The following is a 16,323-nucleotide window of genomic DNA, read 5'->3' as shown; positions in this document are numbered from 1 at the left end:
TTAGAAGGAGATTGCTATGTTTAAGAAATTACTCAAATATGAATTTCAATCCGTTGGAAAATGGTATTTAGGAATTTATGTCGGGGCATTGGTCCTGTCTGCAATACTTGGATTCTGGTTACAAGCTTTGACCTTACGGGCACAAGCTGGAAGCACTGAACCTGGTGGTGCTGAAATGGTTCTTTTTGGTACGTCATTCATGACTTTCGGTATCCTGATTGCTGCCCTCGGCTTATCAACTTTTTTCATGGTCATCAATCGTTTTAGAAAGAATGTCTATGGTCGCCAGGGCTATTTAACTATGACCTTACCTGTCTCCAGCCACCAAATTATCCTCAGCAAACTTGTAGCTTCATTGGTTTGGTACTTTTTAGCAGGAGTTACCATTGTTCTTTCAATCGGAATCATTTTAGCTGTTCTCATGCTCGGAACTGAGGAAATCATGATTCCTGAATTGCATACTGTTGTACAAGCATTAGACTGGCCTGTCATATTTGCACATCTATTCTATATGCTGATTGAGTCAACAATGGGAATCTTGCTCATCTACTTCTCCATCTCTGTTGGTCAACTGTTTAAAGACCACCGTCTACTGTTTGCCATTTTAACCTATATCGGAATTTCAATTGTTCTCGGTGTGTTTGGAGCTCTCATTTTTACCAATTATCTAGAGAACCTTTATAATGCCGCACTACCGTTATACCCAAGTCCTATCTTGGCCTTGATCAATATCATTCTGGCCTTTGCCTACTATTTTGGTACACACTTTATCATGACCAAGAAATTAAATTTACAATAAGAAAAAGCTCTTTGCCGGTCGTTCTGACATGGCCTAGAGCTTTCTTTTTACAAATTATACCTTTGGGCTAGGAGTTCAAGTAAATTTGCCTTTTCTTCTTCACTGGCAAAGCTTGCTTGGATAGCATTTCTGTTGAATTGATAAAATTCTTCCTTGGTCGTTCCAAAATACTCTACAAATAGCTGATATTCTTTATTTAGGTTTGTATTAGAAACCGTTCGATTATCAGTATTGATGGTAATCTTTGCTCCCGCTTGAACCAGCTGTTCATAGGGGAAGTCTGCTAGAGTTTGGGCAGCTCCGGTCTGGAGATTTGAAGTCAGGCACATCTCAAGCGTTGCTCCGCTATTGACAAAAGCCTGAATAGCCTCAGCGTGACCGCTAAGAGCCGTTCCGTGTCCAATCCGCTTGATACCCAAGGCCAGAGCTTGGGCTACATTGGTCACGCAACCACACTCACCTGCATGGAAGGTCATGGGGTAACCTAGAAATTGTGTGTAGTCAATCAACTCTGCCAGCTCATGAGTTGGGTAGTCTGCCTCGTTTCCAGCAAAATCAAAGCCAGCCAATCCTTTCGGTGCCAAATCAGCAATAACTGAAAAAATTTCTCTGGTCTGACTTGGATCAGTTTGTTTCAAGCCACAGACCAAGAGCTTAGCAACTATACCAAATTCCTCCTGGGCCTTTTCCATCCCACGCAAGACGGCTTTCACAGCTTCCAGGATAGCCAAACCCTTGTCAGTTGATAATTCTGGTGCAAAACGAAGTTCAATATAAATAACCCCATCCTCTGCTACTTGACGTAACACATCGTAGGTAGCTAATTCCAATGCTTCTACGGTTTGTAAAAGTGGACGGATAAAGTTAAAGGTTTGCAAATAGGTCATCAGGCTATCAACCTTACCCTCTATACTGACCAATTTTCTGAGTTCCTCATCCTTGTCAGGAATGGAAATTCCTGCCAGTTGGGTAAGTTGTCGGATTGCCGATAAAGATAGGGAGCCATCCAAATGGCAATGCAATTCTGTCTTGGCTAATTCTTGTACATTCAACATCAACAATTCCTCTTTCGTAAGTATATTGTTAACTATCATAACATATTCTCGACAAATTACAAGATATTTTTAATAAAAAAGGAACGTTTCTGTTTTCATAGGATCTCAATAGCAAGAAAAAAAGAACGATTTTCATCGTTCTTGCCATACGGAAGACATGGGATTCGAACCCACGCACGCTGTTACACGCCTACCGCGTTTCCAACACGGCCTCTTGAGCCTCTTGAGTAATCTTCCATATATGGAGCTGGTGGGAGTCGAACCCACGTCCAAACACCTGCCAACTTATTCGTCTACAACCATAGGTTATGTCTTGCTTTAACTTGGGCTCGATACATAACTCAAACCTAGCACAAGCGAGTCAGTTCATCTCTTTTGGGACAGCCTGACTCAATCCCAACGTAGCTTGTTATTTTAAGACCAATCAGCAAACACAAGCAATTCGCGACTGGTCACGCAGGCAGGTTATTAAGCTGCTAATGCGTAAGTGTTTGTATTTTTTGCAGTTATATTTAACTGGCATTTTTACATCTGCCGATGAGTTGCAGAACAAGCCTCATAATGCCTGTCGAATCCGTAACAACCCCTTAGGTTTGATACGAAAATTATTATAGCAGATTTTTTCGTAAAAAGCAAAGCTATTTTTTACAATTTCCTTACAATTTTAAAATTTTTTGAAATATGGTACAATATAATTATGTATAAATTCTGGCAAAAAGCAATTCAAATATTGAGTATTATTACACTGATAGGGACATTTATTTTTCTATTTTGGTTATATAAGATTGGCATTCTAAATGACCAAAATGTATTTTCTGAGTTCATCAAAGGTCTAGGTGCATTTGGTAGTCTTTCATTCTTGGCTATTCAGATTGTCCAAGTTGTTTTTCCAATTATCCCTGGCGGGGTTACTACTGTTGTAGGTTTTTTAGTCTTCAATTTTTGGTGGGGATTCTTTCTGAATTATGTTGGAATTTCAGTCGGTAGTATCATACTCTTCTGGCTGGCACGTCGTTATGGAAAAAAATTCTGCTTGTTATTTATGAGCGAAGAAACCTTTTACAAGTATGAAAGTAAAATTGATAATAAACGAGGTTATGATATTTTCTTTATTATCTGTATGCTCTCACCAGTATCTCCTGCCGATATTGTTGTCATGATTACAGGCTTAACTAGTATGAGTTATCGAAAATTTATCACTATCACACTTCTCTGTCGTCCATTTTCCATCGTTGCCTACAGCTTCTTTTGGATCTATGGAAGCCAATTTTTACAACAATTCCTTAAATAATAGACGAAACAGCCTTATCATCTGACAAGGCTGTTTTGTTTATTCGGAAATTTTCTGATACATATGCGGTCTGCGGTCCCTAAAGAGTCCCCAGTCCAAGCGCTCACGCGCTCCCTTATCCAAGTCATAAGTAGCAAGCAAGACAGCTTCTTCCTCGCGTCCCGCTTTTTCAATCACTTCACCTGTTTCATCTGTCAAGAAAGAGGAACCATAGAAACGCAGGCTAGAAGACTGTCCTCCATTTTCTGCAGAAGGCTGTACTTCTTCCAAGCCAATCCGATTGGCCGCAATGACTGGTGTGATGTTGGCTGCCGCATGGCCCTGCATAGTTCGTTGCCAATGTCCTTGACTATCTGTATCCAAAATCGGCTCCGAACCAATAGCTGTTGGATAAAAGAGCAATTCTGCTCCATTCAGCGCCAAACAACGAGCCGTTTCTGGGAACCATTGGTCCCAACAGATGCCAATGCCAATCTTAGCGTAACGTGTTTTCCAGACATTAAATCCAGTATTTCCAGGGGTGAAGTAAAACTTCTCCTGATAATAATGGTCGTCAGGGATATGAGTCTTGCGGTAAACTCCTAAAACACTACCATCCGCATCAATAACAGCAATAGAATTATACAGACTATTGCCATCCTTTTCATAGAAGGAAATAGGCAAAACGACCTGTAATTCTTTGGCAATAGGAATAAAGTGCTGAACAGCAGCATTTTCTTCTACAGTCTCGGCGTAGTTGTAATAATCATATTGGCGTTCTTGACAAAAATAAGGAGGCTCAAAGAGTTCAGGCAGGAGGATAATCTGCGCTCCCTGACCAGCAGCCTGTCTGACCAAACGCTCAGCGGTCGCCAGATTTTCCCAAAGGTCCTGACTACACTGCATCTGGACAGCTGCTACAGTAACATTTCTCATTTGCTTTCCTTTCCAAATCGGGGAATTTGCTGGGTAATACAATGAATATTCCCACCCCCAAGTAGGATGTCGCGGGCTGGAATGCCGACGACTTTTCTGGTGGGAAAAAGCTGCGCTAGAAGCTCAAGTGCCTGCGCATCATGCTCATCATCAAACTGGGGCACCAGAACCGCACCGTTGCTGACGTAGAAATTCACATAGGAAGCCGCCAAACGTTCGCCAGCTGTCCGTACTTCTTCCCCCGCTTCATAAACATAGCCTGGTAAGTCCTCTTCTGTTACTAGAATTGGATGTTTGGGAATAGGCAGTTTATGGACGATCAACTTTCTGCCCTTGGCATCAACCTGTTTTTCCAAGTAGTCCAAATCAGCTTTAGACATGGCATATTGAGGGTCTGCCTCATCATCCGTCCAGGCTAAAACCATCTCGGCTGGACCAACAAAGGCCGCAACATTGTCCACATGCTCATTGGTTTCATCATTGAAAATTCCGTATGGAAGCCAGAGAACCTTTTCAGCTCCGAGAGTATCTAGAAGCACTTGCTCGATCTGCTCCTTGGTCAAATGGGGATTGCGGCCTGGGCTGAGTAAACAGGATTCGGTCACCAAGATGGTTCCCTCACCGTCGCTATGGATGGCTCCTCCTTCTAGGACAAAGGGATGGGCATCATGGACTGGCAGACCGATGGCCTGACTAAAGCGACTAGCCACCTGATCATCTGCCTCATAGTCCTGATAAAGACCATCATAACTTCCGCCCCAAGCGTTAAAAGCCCAATCGACAGATAAAGCTCTGCCATCTTCATGGACCAAAACCGTCGGACCTGTATCACGCGCCCAAGCGTCGTTGGTGGGGATGTCCAGGTAGGTTACACCATCACCCAGCATGGATTGGGCTTCTTCACGGTGGGCCTCATCGACCAAGAGATAGACCTGCTCGCTTTCAGTAATGGTTTTAATGACCTGGCTAAAGGCTTTTTTTGCCCCCTGACCATCAAAGGGCCAGGACCCTGGACGAGTCGGCCACACCATGAGCGTGCCATGATGGGGCTCATACTCAGCAGGCATACTATAACCCAATTTCTTTGGTAAAGTCAGTCGTAAACATTCCTCTTCTGTGATTTCTTCATAATCCATAAAATCACTAAAAAATATTCTATGATACCATAGTTCTTGTTCAAACCATCCTTCATTCTCAGTAAATTGCTCTGTCAATCCATTTACATAACGCACTAATTTCAATGGAGTCTCACTAATTTTGAAGTAACGTTTCATGATAACCTCCCTTTGAAATCTTCATAGCCAAATTCCTTTATAATACGGCAGTCACCAGTCTGATCCATCAAGACCAGACTTGGCAGACCGATGCCGTTGAAGGTATTATTTTTAACAAAAGAATAGATTGCCATGTCCTCAAAATAGAGCTTGTCACCAATCTCCACAGGCTTTTCAAAGGAATAGTCGCCGATGATGTCGCCCGTCAAACAGGTATTGGAAGATAGTCTGTAAGTAAAAGCCTTCTCTCCAGCCTCAAAGCCATAACGAAGCGGTGGGCGATAGGGCATTTCCAAGACATCAGGCATATGGCAGGTAGCTGATGCATCCAGAACCAGGGTTTCAATGCCATTCTCCACAATATCCAAGACCTCTGTCACCAGATAGCCTGCATTGAGGGCAATGGCTTCACCAGGCTCGATGTAGACTTCCAGCCCATATTTTTCCTGCATGTGCTGGATAGAGGAAACCAGCAAGTCCAGATCATAATCTTCTCTGGTCACATGATGGCCTCCGCCTATATTGAGCCATTTAATACGGTGTAGATAGGGGCCGAATTTGTCCTCAACAGCCTCCAAGGTGGTTTTCAAATCATCCGAATTTTGTTCGCAGAGAGTATGAAAATGCAGGCCATCCACCAAGTCAAGCAGGTCTTCTGAAAACTGATCAATGCGAACACCGAAACGAGAACCCGCTGCACAGGGGTCATAGAGGGCATGATCCCCTTGGGTCGAACATTCTGGATTGATCCGCAGGCCAACACTGACTCCAGCTACTCGGCATTTGTCCACGTGCTTGCGGAGTTGGCGCTCTGAGTTAAAGACGATATGGTCTGCAATTTCCAAAATCTCCTCCAAATCCGCATCCTTAAAGGCAGGGGCGAAAACATGAACTTCGCCCCCAAATTCCTCACGACCTAATTTGGCTTCGTAAAGTCCTGATGCGGTTGTTCCAGCTAGGTATTGGCTGATTAGGGGGTAAGTGGCATACATGGAGAAGGCTTTTTGAGCTAAGAGGACCTTGCAGCCTGTGCGCTCTTGGACAGACTTGAGAATTTCTAAATTATTGACCAGCTTAGCTTCGTCAATGACATAAGCTGGTGTTGGGACTTGATGGATTCTCATCTAGTCCACCAAAACAGGATTTTCTACTACCTGCCAAGGTAGGCCGTATTGGTTGAGCAGGTCCATAAATGGATCTGGATCCAACTCTTCCAAGTTGTAAACGCCTGGTTTTTTCCAAGTTCCGTCCATGACAAGCTTGGTTCCAATCATAGCTGGCACGCCAGTTGTGTAGGAAATAGCCTGGGAACCGACCTCTTTGTAGCACTCTTGATGGTCACAAACGTTGTAGATGTAAATAGTTTTCTCCACGCCGTCCTTGATACCTGTGAAAATACAGCCGATGTTGGTTTTGCCGACGGTACGAGGACCAAGGCTGGCTGGGTCTGGCAATAATGCCTTGAGGAATTGGATTGGTACTACTTCTTGTCCGTTAAAGTTGATTGGGTCAGTCCGCAAGAGACCAACATTTTCCAAACATTTCATGTGAGTCAAATAAGATTGACCAAAGGTCATGAAGAAACGAATGCGTTTGACGCCGGGAATATTCTTTGCAAGCGACTCGATTTCTTCATGGTGGAGGAGGAACATATCCTTCTGACCCACTTCTGGGAAATCATATTCCCGCTTAATCGACATGGCTTCGACTTCCACCCATTTACCATTTTCCCAGTAAGAGCCTGGTGCTGAAACTTCACGCAAGTTGATTTCAGGGTTAAAGTTGGTCGCAAATGGATAACCGTGGTCTCCACCGTTACAATCTAGGATGTCGATATAGTGGATTTCATCGAAATAATGCTTCAATGCGTAGGCTGAAAATACGCTGGTCACCCCTGGATCAAATCCGGATCCCAAAAGAGCTGTCAGCCCTGCTTTTTCAAAACGCTCCTTGTAAGCCCACTGCCATGAGTAGTCAAAGTAGGCTGTAAAGCCTTCTTCCGCACAGCGTTTTTCGTAGATAGCCCGCCATTCTGGATCTTCGGTGTCCTCACACTCATAGTTAGCGGTGTCGATGTAGTCCACACCTGTCGCCAAGCAGGCATCCATGATGGTCAAGTCTTGATAAGGAAGGGCCACGTTCAAGACAGCTTTGGGCTGGTAGCTTTCAATCAAGGCAATCACTTCTTCTACCTTGTCTGCATCCACTTGGGCAGTTTCAATTTTTACGGCTGTTTTTTCTTCCAAAACAGCCTTCAAATCATCACACTTGGACTTGGTACGGCTGGCAATAATGACTTTCTTGAAGGTATCTTCTGCCTGGCAAACCTTGCTGATGGCAACTTGGGCAACTCCGCCACAACCAATCACTAACAAACGACTCATTATTTTTTCTCCTCTTCTTCTAAAATGTCTTCCACGTATCGAGGCAAGAGAAACGCTCCGATATGTAAGTTTGCGGTATAGTATTCTGTGAAAAGCTGGCGCGCCTTCCATTTTTCCTTATCATAATCTTCAATGGGATGGTATTTTTTAGAGGCAAAGCCAAATAACCAATAGCCTGCCGCAGATGTCGGAATATGGGCCTGATAAACACGGCTGATAGGGAAGGATTGGGTCGCCTTGCGATGCATGGAACGAAAGGCAGACTCATCTTCGTCATAAAATGGTGAACCATGTTGGTAAACCATGATGCCATCTTCCTTCAAAGCCCTGTATGCATTACCGTAAAATTCCTTAGTAAAGAGCCCTTCCGTGTGTCCAAATGGATCAGTCGCATCATTGATGATGATGTCATATTCGTTTTCACAGTTGCGCAAGAAACGCAGACCATCCTGTAAATAAACCTCGACCCGCTCATCTTCCAAGCCAGAGGCATAGTCTGGGAAATACTGACGACACACTTCAACCAACAACTCATCTGGCTCTACAACGTCAATGCGTTCGATTTCAGGATATATACTGAGAACTTGGGCAACGCCACCATCTCCCCCACCCAGAATCAAGATTTTCTTAGGATTTGGATGAACTGCCATTGGTACATGTACTGCCATCTCATTGTAGACAAAGTCATCTGCATCCGAGAATAAAACACGACCATTAAGGGTTAATATTTTTCCAAAGGCTGGCGAGTCCAACACAGCAATGTCCTGAAATTCACTCTTGCCAGCATAGAGTTGCTGGCTGGTGCGAATGGATAACTTGACATCCGGTGTTTGAACTTCTGAAAACCACATTTCCATGACTAGACCTCCTTAATGACATTGATGAAGTTGACATCTGGATCTTCCGTACCTTGGACGGAGCAGCCGCGCTCCTTGGCAAAGATGATGTAATCAACAATTTCTTGAGTCACTCGTTCACCTGGAGCTAAAAGCGGAATACCAGGCGGATAGCACATGACAAATTCCCCGCAGACCTGACCAACTGCTTTTTGCAGGGAACGGCTTTCCCGCTCTGCATAAAAGGCTTGCTGAGGTGACAAAACCAGCTGCGGCTGGATGTATTCACCCGAAATCAAATCCGAACCATCTCGTGAGTAAAGACGCTTAATGTCAGCCAGAGCTCCCACCAGCCGCTCAATGTCCTGCAAGCGGTCACCGATTGAAATATAGGCCAAGATATTGCCAATGTCGCCAAATTCAATCTGGATGTCGTACTCATCCCGCAGCAAATCATAGACTTCAATCCCTGTCAGACCAATGCCCTGCGTATAGATGGAGAGCTTGGTTACATCAAAATCATGCACCGTTTTACCATCAATCAATTCTTTAGAATAGGCATAGTAGCCACCGATGGCATTGATTTCACGACGAGCATACTCAGACATTTCAATGACTTTTTCAAAAGACTCTTTCCCACGAAGGGCCAGATTTCTCCGTGAAATATCCAAACTAGCCAGCAAAAGATAGGAAGCGGATGTTGACTGGGTCAGATTGATAATCTGGCGAACATACTCCACATTCATATCTGGACCTACCAATAGGAGCGAGCTCTGTGTCAGACTACCACCTGACTTATGCATGGAAACAGCTGCCATATCAGCCCCCACATCCATAGCCGCCTCTGGCAATTGGTCCGAAAAATGCAAATGAGCTCCGTGGGCCTCATCTACCAAAACTTTCATACCCGCTGCGTGAGCTTTCTCAGTCAAGCTACGCAGGTCCGAGCAGATGCCATAATAGGTCGGATTGTTAATCAAGACAGCAACAGCATCAGGATGCTCTGCAATGGCCCGTTCAAAGGCTGCATTTTCCAAGGCAAGAGCAATGCCAATTCGTGGCTCCACGCTCATATCCACATAGACAGGGATGGCGCCACAAAGGACAAGGGCATTGAGGGCTGACTTGTGGACATTTCGAGGAAGGATAATCTTATCGCCCGCCTTACAGGTTGCCAAAATCATGGTCTGGACAGACGAAGTAGTCCCTCCAACCATAAGAAAGGCATGACTGGCACCAAAGGCTTCTGCCGCCAATTCCTCCGCCTCTCGAATAATGGAGACAGGATGCCCTAGATTATCCAAAGGCTTCATGGAATTGACATCAATCCCCACGCATTTTTCTCCTAACAGTTCGACCAACTCTGGATTTCCGCGCCCTCGTTTGTGTCCTGGGACATCAAAGGGAACAATCCGTTTCCGGCGTAACTGTACCAATCCCTGATAAATAGGGGCTTGGTGTTGATTTTTCATATTGAAAAACTCCTTTGCTTGATGGACTCCTACCCTTTTTTAAACAAGTAAAAAGAGCAGGGTTCATCCTGCTCTACAATCCAAATCGACGTTTTTTATTCTTCTCTTGAGTTTATGTGCCTACCGTTTCCTACTCTCCAGTGCAAATATATACGTACTTTATTGACCGTTTCACAAGATGACGTGTGCTTTCACCACACTAAATTTGATATACGAATTAGGGATGAACCCTAAAATCAACTTATAAAATGTAGGCTTTTAACCCTATCAATAATGTGGCTTACGCCACGCTTCGGCATTCGACCCGCCTGTCCGTAGGCTTTGGTTATGATCAATAGCAGAGCTACTCATCCCATATAGGTCTGATATTTGCTAGAATAGGTATGACTACTTTTCCTAGGCCTGTTTATTGTAACACGGAAATTTCTCTTTGACAAGTATAATTTTTAATATTTTTTACAAAAAATCCAAACATTAATAAAAAAATGGCTTCAAACGTTCGAAACCACTTTGTTTTTTTTTATTTAATTCCTAATGCAATTCGAGCATAACGACTCATTTTTTGAACGGTCCAAGCTGGTGACCAAACCAGTCTCACATCTACTTCTGTTACTTCAGGGACATCCTTCAGTACATCATGAATTTGATCGGTAATCAAGTCAGCCAAGGGACAGCCCATGGTCGTCAAGGTCATATCAATTTCAGCCTTGCCCTCAATAAATCGGATTTCATAAATTAGCCCTAAATTGATAATATCAATACCTAGCTCAGGGTCAATCACATCTTCAAGAGCATGAAAAATACGCTCCTGAATGTCTTTAATTTGATCTTCTGTGTACGTCATTTTTCTCTCTTTCTTTTTCACAAGTTCAATACTAGAAAAGAAACAAACCAAGTTTGTGTCAAAAAGTCCACTGGACCTTCGCTCGTTTCCTGTTTTCAGCGAGCGGTTGATTTTGTCTCCCAGACAAAATCAATCCTCAATAAAGTCTCTAAGTGGTTTGCTACGGGATGGGTGGCGGAGTTTGCGGAGGGCTTTGGCTTCGATTTGGCGGATGCGTTCACGGGTTACGTTAAAGACTTTACCAACATCTTCAAGAGTGCGCATTTTACCATCGTCTAAACCAAAACGAAGACGCAATACGTTTTCCTCACGGTCAGTAAGAGTATCCAGTACCTCATCTAACTGTTCACGAAGAACGACACGAGTTGTGTAATCAACTGGGTTTTCAATAACTTCGTCTTCGATGAAATCTCCCAAATGGCTGTCATCTTCTTCACCAATTGGGGTCTCGAGTGAAACAGGCTCTTGGGCAATTTTTAGGATTTCACGAACTTTCTCAGGCGTCATATCCATACGCTCAGCGATTTGTTCTGGTGTTGGATCTTGGCCCAATTCTTGCAAGAGATTGCGTTGCTCACGAACCAACTTGTTAATGGTTTCCACCATGTGAACAGGAATACGGATGGTACGAGCTTGGTCAGCAATGGCACGAGTGATAGCCTGACGAATCCACCAAGTTGCATAGGTTGAAAACTTGAAACCTTTAGAGTAGTCGAACTTATCAACAGCCTTCATCAAGCCCATGTTTCCTTCTTGGATAAGATCAAGGAACTGCATACCACGACCGACATAGCGTTTTGCAATGGAAACAACCAAACGCAAGTTGGCTTCCGCCAAACGTTGTTTCGCTTCTGGGTCACCGGCTTCAACTGCCAGAGCCAACTCCTGCTCTTCCTCGTTAGTCAAAAGAGGTACAACACCAATTTCTTTCAAATACATGCGGACTGGGTCGTTCACTTTTGCAGAAGTGCTCCCAAGCAATTCTTCGTCAGATAATTCTGGCTCTTCCTCTACCTGCATAGCACGCGCTGATGGATTTCCATCCTTATCGACAATTGAAATCCCTGCATCTTGAATACGTTGGAGCAAATCATCGATTCCGTCAGCATCAAGCGTAAATGGAATAACCAGTTGGTCATTTATTTCATCGTCTGTAGCTGAACCTTGTTTTTTATGGTTACGAATAAATTCAGCAACTTGTACATCAAAAGTTGTTACTTCTGTCTTTTTATCTTTTTTACTTGTCATACTTACTCCATCTGTTTTCTTTTCTCGAGAAGTTGGGCCAACTCATCGAGGGCAATATCGGCATTTCCCACATGGGAATGTTCACGAATTTTCCGTGTCAGGTGTTGATTTTCCTTTCGCAAGAGTTCTTTGTCTCGTCGCAACTCCAATTCTTCTATCTCGTGTTGACCTACTTCTTCTGGTAAACGTTCTTCCAAGATACGATACCAGGCCTGTTGAACAGAATCTTCCAATTGAGATAAGTCAAAGCTACTAATCTCACCTTGATTTTTCAACAATTCATACAATACCTGTAATTCTGGTGTAGCAAAATAAAAATCTTCTCTCAGTCGAAATTCATTTAAAATATACGGATGTTCAACCATGCGATAGAGCAAGTGATTCTCCGTTCGAATCAGACTGGTAAGGCGAACCAAGGGCTGAGTTGGAATCTGGAAGGACTGCTCAACTTGTTGGGAATGGATTTGTTGGCTGCGTTGTTGACGTTGATTTAAGCGAACAGCATTGACAGCCTGCTCCACCTGACTATAATCAATGTCCGAAAGCACCTCAGCCACCTTATAAATATAGGAATTCTGAGCTGTAATGGACGAGACCTTTGCAATAATCGGGGCAATCTTATCCACAAAATCAATCTGCATTTGCAAATTGTCTGGATTTTCGGGTTTCAGATAGTCGATTAAAAATTCTACATCACTTTTCCTAGACTTGGTTAAGACTTGTAACAGGGCTTCTTCAGAATTTTTTTGTAAAAATTCATCCGGGTCCATATTGTCAGGCAGACTAACTATTTCAACCTGGAAATCTCGCAATTCATCTAAGGCCTTCATAGTAGCCGCTTGACCAGCTTTATCACCATCATAGGTCAAAACTATCTTTTTACAAAACTTAGCCAAATGACCAACGTGCTCGCGAGTAAGAGCCGTTCCCATAGATGCTACTGCATTGTCAATACCAGCCCGATTGGCTGCGATAACATCCAGAAAGCCCTCCATCAGATAAACTTCCCGCTGTTTTTTAATGACAGCTTTTGCCTTGTCCAAATGATATAATTCGTAACTCTTATTAAAAATAGCTGTGCTACGAGAATTTTTATACTTGGCTAACTGCTTATTCTGTAAGTCTTTTTCCGTCCAGATTCTTCCAGAAAAAGCAATAACCCTCCCATACTCATCCGCCAAAGGAAACATTATTCGAGACTGAAAGGCATCAAAAATCATATTCTGCTCGCTAGGATTAAACAAACCCGAGTGCAATAAACTGTCTTCATCGTATTGCTGAGAAAGTTTTTGATAAAGAATATTTTGTCCTTCTGGTGCTAGACCAATCTGGAAACTCTTCATTACTTCGTCAGTTAATCCACGTTGGTGAAGGTAATTCCGTGCTTCCTCCCCCATTTTTGTGGTCATTAACAAGGCATGATAAAACTTAGCCGCATCACTATGTATGTCGTATAAAAGCTGATGAGGATTTTCTTTCTTAGGCTGAAAATGACTGACAGATGAAACTTCTAGCTGAAACCCAGCTTTTTCTGCTAAAACAGCAACTGCATCCGCAAAGGGAATTCCCCGAGTTTCCTCTATAAACTTGAATACATCACCAGATTTCCCACAACCGAAACAATGGTAAAACTGCTTGTCTTCAACAACGTTAAAAGAAGGTGTCTTTTCACCATGAAATGGACAGAGACCTACATAATTCCGTCCAGCTTTTGCCAATGCGACAGATTCACCAATCACATCCACGATATTGAGGGCTTGTTTAATTTCAATAATTTTATCTCTAGAAACCATATTCCCTCCTCTAACGACGAACTTAACGAAAAAGTGAACACTATTCCCTTAGTTTAACATACTCTATTTTATACTAAAAGAGTCAAAATGTAAAATTTCTGAAACAAATTACTTGTAAAAAATTTTTTTATGATTATAATAGATAGAGTAAAATATTTATGAAAGGACATATTTAGGATATGTTGAAAGAATTGAAAGATTTCTTGTTCCGTGGGAACATTGTAGACCTTGCTGTCGCAGTTGTAATTGGTGGTGCGTTTGGTGCTATCATCACTTCATTTGTAGATGATATTATCACACCATTGATTTTGAACCCAGCTTTGAAAGCAGCAAACGTTCAAAACATCGCTGACCTTGCTTGGAACGGTGTTAAATACGGTAGCTTCTTGAGCGCTGTAATCAACTTCTTGATTATCGGTACGTCAATGTTCTTCGTTGTTAAAGCAGCTGAAAAAGCAATGCCTAAGAAAGTGGAAGAGCCTGCACCAGCTGGACCAACTCAAGAAGAATTGCTTGCGGAAATCCGTGACTTGTTGAAAAAATAATTCATAAAATTAAGTAGACTACGGTCTACTTTTTTTACATTTTTCAATTCAATAATTTATTTTAAGAGTGATTATCCCACCTCTGAAAACGAAAGCTTGTACAGCGGCAATAAGATGATTCTTTCCTGAAATTGAATTAAAAATGCATGTAGCTGGAAAACAGTTACATGCATTTTTTATGCGATAAGTTGTACTATAGAAAATCATATACACTGCAAGCAAAAGCAAGGCTTGTTATTTTGATTTAATGAACTTCAGTCCTATCTATATCACCCTATTGATTTTCTTTTAATCATCAAGAAAAGATTAGTCCAACTTCAATAATACCAATTTATTCTATTCTTTAGTTGGATTCATGTTAACCCTATGCCATTCATTGATAACATAAGCTAAAGAAGTCACTTGAACATAACCCATCGAATCAATTTCAATATCATCCTCTGAAGCATTCCCAAAGTATGAAGTATATAGTGCAATACTATATGGAGTTTCTTCCATCACTATAGCATCAATATTTAATGCCTCTCTAACATAACCAGGTTTTTGATAGATTGTAACCCCATGAACATATTCTTCCATCCATAACCCTGGAAAAGCAATATCTAGATAATAAAATAAATCAGCATATTTATCTTGATGTTTATAAAGATAGTCTAAAACCTTGGTGTAATAACTGGTTGTCGTTTTATTATCCTCGGATGAAAAAGTCGGAACTTCAGAATTAAGTGAAGTGCCATATCGATCAAACATGCTGTAGGCCTTATCCATTCCACCTAATCTCTCAGCCAATGCATATGCTGGAGTATTTTCAGAAACTACAATTGAACCATATTGCATATCTGCTATAGTCATTTGACCATTGTAATTTTCAACATAAGCATCATGCTCAGGCTTGTATTCATAGGTAAGATTTGTGATATCATATGATTCAGTTGCTGAAACTTCGCCTTTTTCAATAGCATCAACAACTAGCATGTTTAATGGTAATTTGTATGTTGAACCTGCTGTCATCAGTTGACTGTCATTCATGGAGAAAATTTCATTTGTTCCTAAATTTTTATATGTAAATGCCACTTGAGAAGGATCCAAACCTTGTTCATTCAAGAATGCTCTAACCGTTTCTTCCAAACTAAGATTTGCATAATCATAGTATAAACCAAGACTACTCATATACTCAAAATCTTCTTGCATGACTAACTCTTTGGCTTCCTGTGATTTAAAAACAGGCTTCACCTCAATAATTTCGGCCTTATTCTCTGTTTCCGCATCTACAGTAGTTGAAGATGTGGAAGTAGCTACACCTTCTTCAGAGGTTTTAACTTCACCTTTGCCATTTGTTAAAAATATTCCTAAGAAAAGAAGACTACAAACTCCAAGGACTGCAAAAAATACATTATGTTTTGAAAGAATCCATCTTGGAACAGTGTTTTGAATAAATAATTTCCAATTACTTACTGTTTTTTTCTCAGTTTCACTTACAGAATTATCATTAACCTTTTCAAGGGCCTCCTCACCATTAGGAATTTCAATAAATAAATTCTTTGTAAATTCAGTTGGCCGTGGATATTGATGATGGGAACGTGATCGATTCCGTCGAGTTGGAATTCGTCGACTCCCCTTTCTTCTCTCAACTGAGTTAGATTGATGATTTTTAGATTTTTTGTGATAATTTTTTCTCATAACCATGTAATTATACAAAAAACAGAATCAGATAACAAGGATTTATACCCTAATATTGGACCTAAAATAAGTTACCAAAATTCTCAAAGTAAGTTCTAGTCTAACACCAAAACTGGAAATTAGACTGAGACAAGGAAATAAGGTAGAACTTACTTTGGGACAAGTTGGTAACTGACAATGAAAAACA

The 16,323-nt window shown here is 41.9% G+C and carries 14 protein-coding genes, 1 tRNA gene and 1 other RNA gene; 3 read left to right on the top strand and 13 right to left on the bottom strand.

Going from position 1 to position 16,323, the window contains the following annotated elements; all coding sequences use genetic code 11:
* Positions 1-16 precede the first annotated feature (16 nt).
* On the top strand, positions 17-799 hold the full coding sequence (locus tag C1E99_RS06285) for an ABC transporter permease (RefSeq protein ID WP_105206984.1): 783 nt from the start codon (positions 17-19) through the stop codon (positions 797-799).
* 47 nt (positions 800-846) lie between these two features.
* On the opposite strand, the gene add is transcribed toward C1E99_RS06285, so the two are convergent.
* The 3 genes from add to ssrA all read right to left on the bottom strand — a co-directional run bounded on the left by add (position 847) and on the right by ssrA (position 2,441).
* A complete protein-coding gene (gene add, locus C1E99_RS06280) occupies positions 847-1,854 on the bottom strand; it encodes an adenosine deaminase (RefSeq protein ID WP_105206983.1) in 1,008 nt (335 codons plus the stop codon).
* 149 nt (positions 1,855-2,003) lie between these two features.
* Positions 2,004-2,091 (bottom strand) — tRNA-Ser (locus C1E99_RS06275).
* A gap of 2 nt (positions 2,092-2,093) precedes the next feature.
* Positions 2,094-2,441: a transfer-messenger RNA gene (gene ssrA / locus C1E99_RS06270) on the bottom strand.
* A 110-nt stretch (positions 2,442-2,551) separates the two neighbouring features.
* Between ssrA and C1E99_RS06265 the strand changes: the two genes are divergently transcribed.
* Positions 2,552-3,145 carry a TVP38/TMEM64 family protein gene (locus tag C1E99_RS06265; RefSeq protein WP_105145333.1) on the top strand — a complete coding sequence of 198 codons (594 nt, stop codon included), beginning with the start codon at positions 2,552-2,554 and terminating at the stop codon, positions 3,143-3,145.
* Between the two features lie 39 nt (positions 3,146-3,184).
* On the opposite strand, the gene aguB is transcribed toward C1E99_RS06265, so the two are convergent.
* The 9 genes from aguB to dnaG form a co-directional block, all read right to left on the bottom strand.
* Positions 3,185-4,060, bottom strand: a complete 876-nt coding sequence (aguB, locus tag C1E99_RS06260; RefSeq protein WP_105206982.1) for an N-carbamoylputrescine amidase — start codon at positions 4,058-4,060, stop codon at positions 3,185-3,187.
* On the bottom strand, positions 4,057-5,196 hold the full coding sequence (gene aguA, locus C1E99_RS06255; RefSeq protein WP_105206996.1) for an agmatine deiminase: 1,140 nt from the start codon (positions 5,194-5,196) through the stop codon (positions 4,057-4,059). Before aguA ends, aguB begins: the two co-directional genes overlap by 4 nt.
* Before the next feature lie 134 nt (positions 5,197-5,330).
* Entirely contained in the window at positions 5,331-6,458 is a 1,128-nt protein-coding gene (nspC, locus tag C1E99_RS06250; RefSeq protein ID WP_105160553.1) for a carboxynorspermidine decarboxylase, read from the bottom strand.
* A complete protein-coding gene (locus tag C1E99_RS06245; RefSeq protein WP_105206981.1) occupies positions 6,459-7,718 on the bottom strand; it encodes a saccharopine dehydrogenase family protein in 1,260 nt (419 codons plus the stop codon).
* The gene (gene speE, locus C1E99_RS06240) at positions 7,718-8,575 is read right to left on the bottom strand and encodes a polyamine aminopropyltransferase (protein ID WP_105206980.1); all 858 of its coding nucleotides are present in this window, start codon (positions 8,573-8,575) and stop codon (positions 7,718-7,720) included. Before speE ends, C1E99_RS06245 begins: the two co-directional genes overlap by 1 nt.
* Before the next feature lie 2 nt (positions 8,576-8,577).
* Positions 8,578-10,026, bottom strand: coding sequence for an aminotransferase class I/II-fold pyridoxal phosphate-dependent enzyme (locus tag C1E99_RS06235; protein WP_105206979.1), 1,449 nt, complete (start codon positions 10,024-10,026; stop codon positions 8,578-8,580).
* A gap of 520 nt (positions 10,027-10,546) precedes the next feature.
* Complete coding sequence (locus C1E99_RS06230) at positions 10,547-10,870, bottom strand: metal-sulfur cluster assembly factor (protein ID WP_002935553.1); 324 nt, start codon at positions 10,868-10,870, stop codon at positions 10,547-10,549.
* A 129-nt stretch (positions 10,871-10,999) separates the two neighbouring features.
* Positions 11,000-12,118 carry an RNA polymerase sigma factor RpoD gene (rpoD, locus tag C1E99_RS06225; RefSeq protein ID WP_024399366.1) on the bottom strand — a complete coding sequence of 373 codons (1,119 nt, stop codon included), beginning with the start codon at positions 12,116-12,118 and terminating at the stop codon, positions 11,000-11,002.
* Positions 12,119-12,120: 2 nt separating this feature from the next.
* Positions 12,121-13,911: a DNA primase gene (dnaG, locus tag C1E99_RS06220; RefSeq protein ID WP_105206978.1), complete on the bottom strand. Its 1,791-nt coding sequence runs from the start codon at positions 13,909-13,911 to the stop codon at positions 12,121-12,123.
* A 179-nt stretch (positions 13,912-14,090) separates the two neighbouring features.
* Here dnaG and mscL point away from each other — a divergent pair, with 179 nt between their 5' ends.
* Positions 14,091-14,456, top strand: coding sequence for a large conductance mechanosensitive channel protein MscL (gene mscL / locus C1E99_RS06215; RefSeq protein WP_105107699.1), 366 nt, complete (start codon positions 14,091-14,093; stop codon positions 14,454-14,456).
* 336 nt (positions 14,457-14,792) lie between these two features.
* Here the strand turns inward: mscL and C1E99_RS06210 are convergent, their stop codons facing one another.
* The gene (locus tag C1E99_RS06210) at positions 14,793-16,142 is read right to left on the bottom strand and encodes a serine hydrolase (RefSeq protein ID WP_238146215.1); all 1,350 of its coding nucleotides are present in this window, start codon (positions 16,140-16,142) and stop codon (positions 14,793-14,795) included.
* Positions 16,143-16,323 lie beyond the last annotated feature (181 nt).

The organism is Streptococcus suis (genome assembly GCF_002964045.1).
Classification (GTDB): Bacteria; Bacillota; Bacilli; order Lactobacillales; family Streptococcaceae; genus Streptococcus; species Streptococcus suis_U.
The sequence above is the reverse complement of the archived record's forward strand: the minus strand, read 5'-3'. Positions and strand labels throughout refer to the sequence as shown.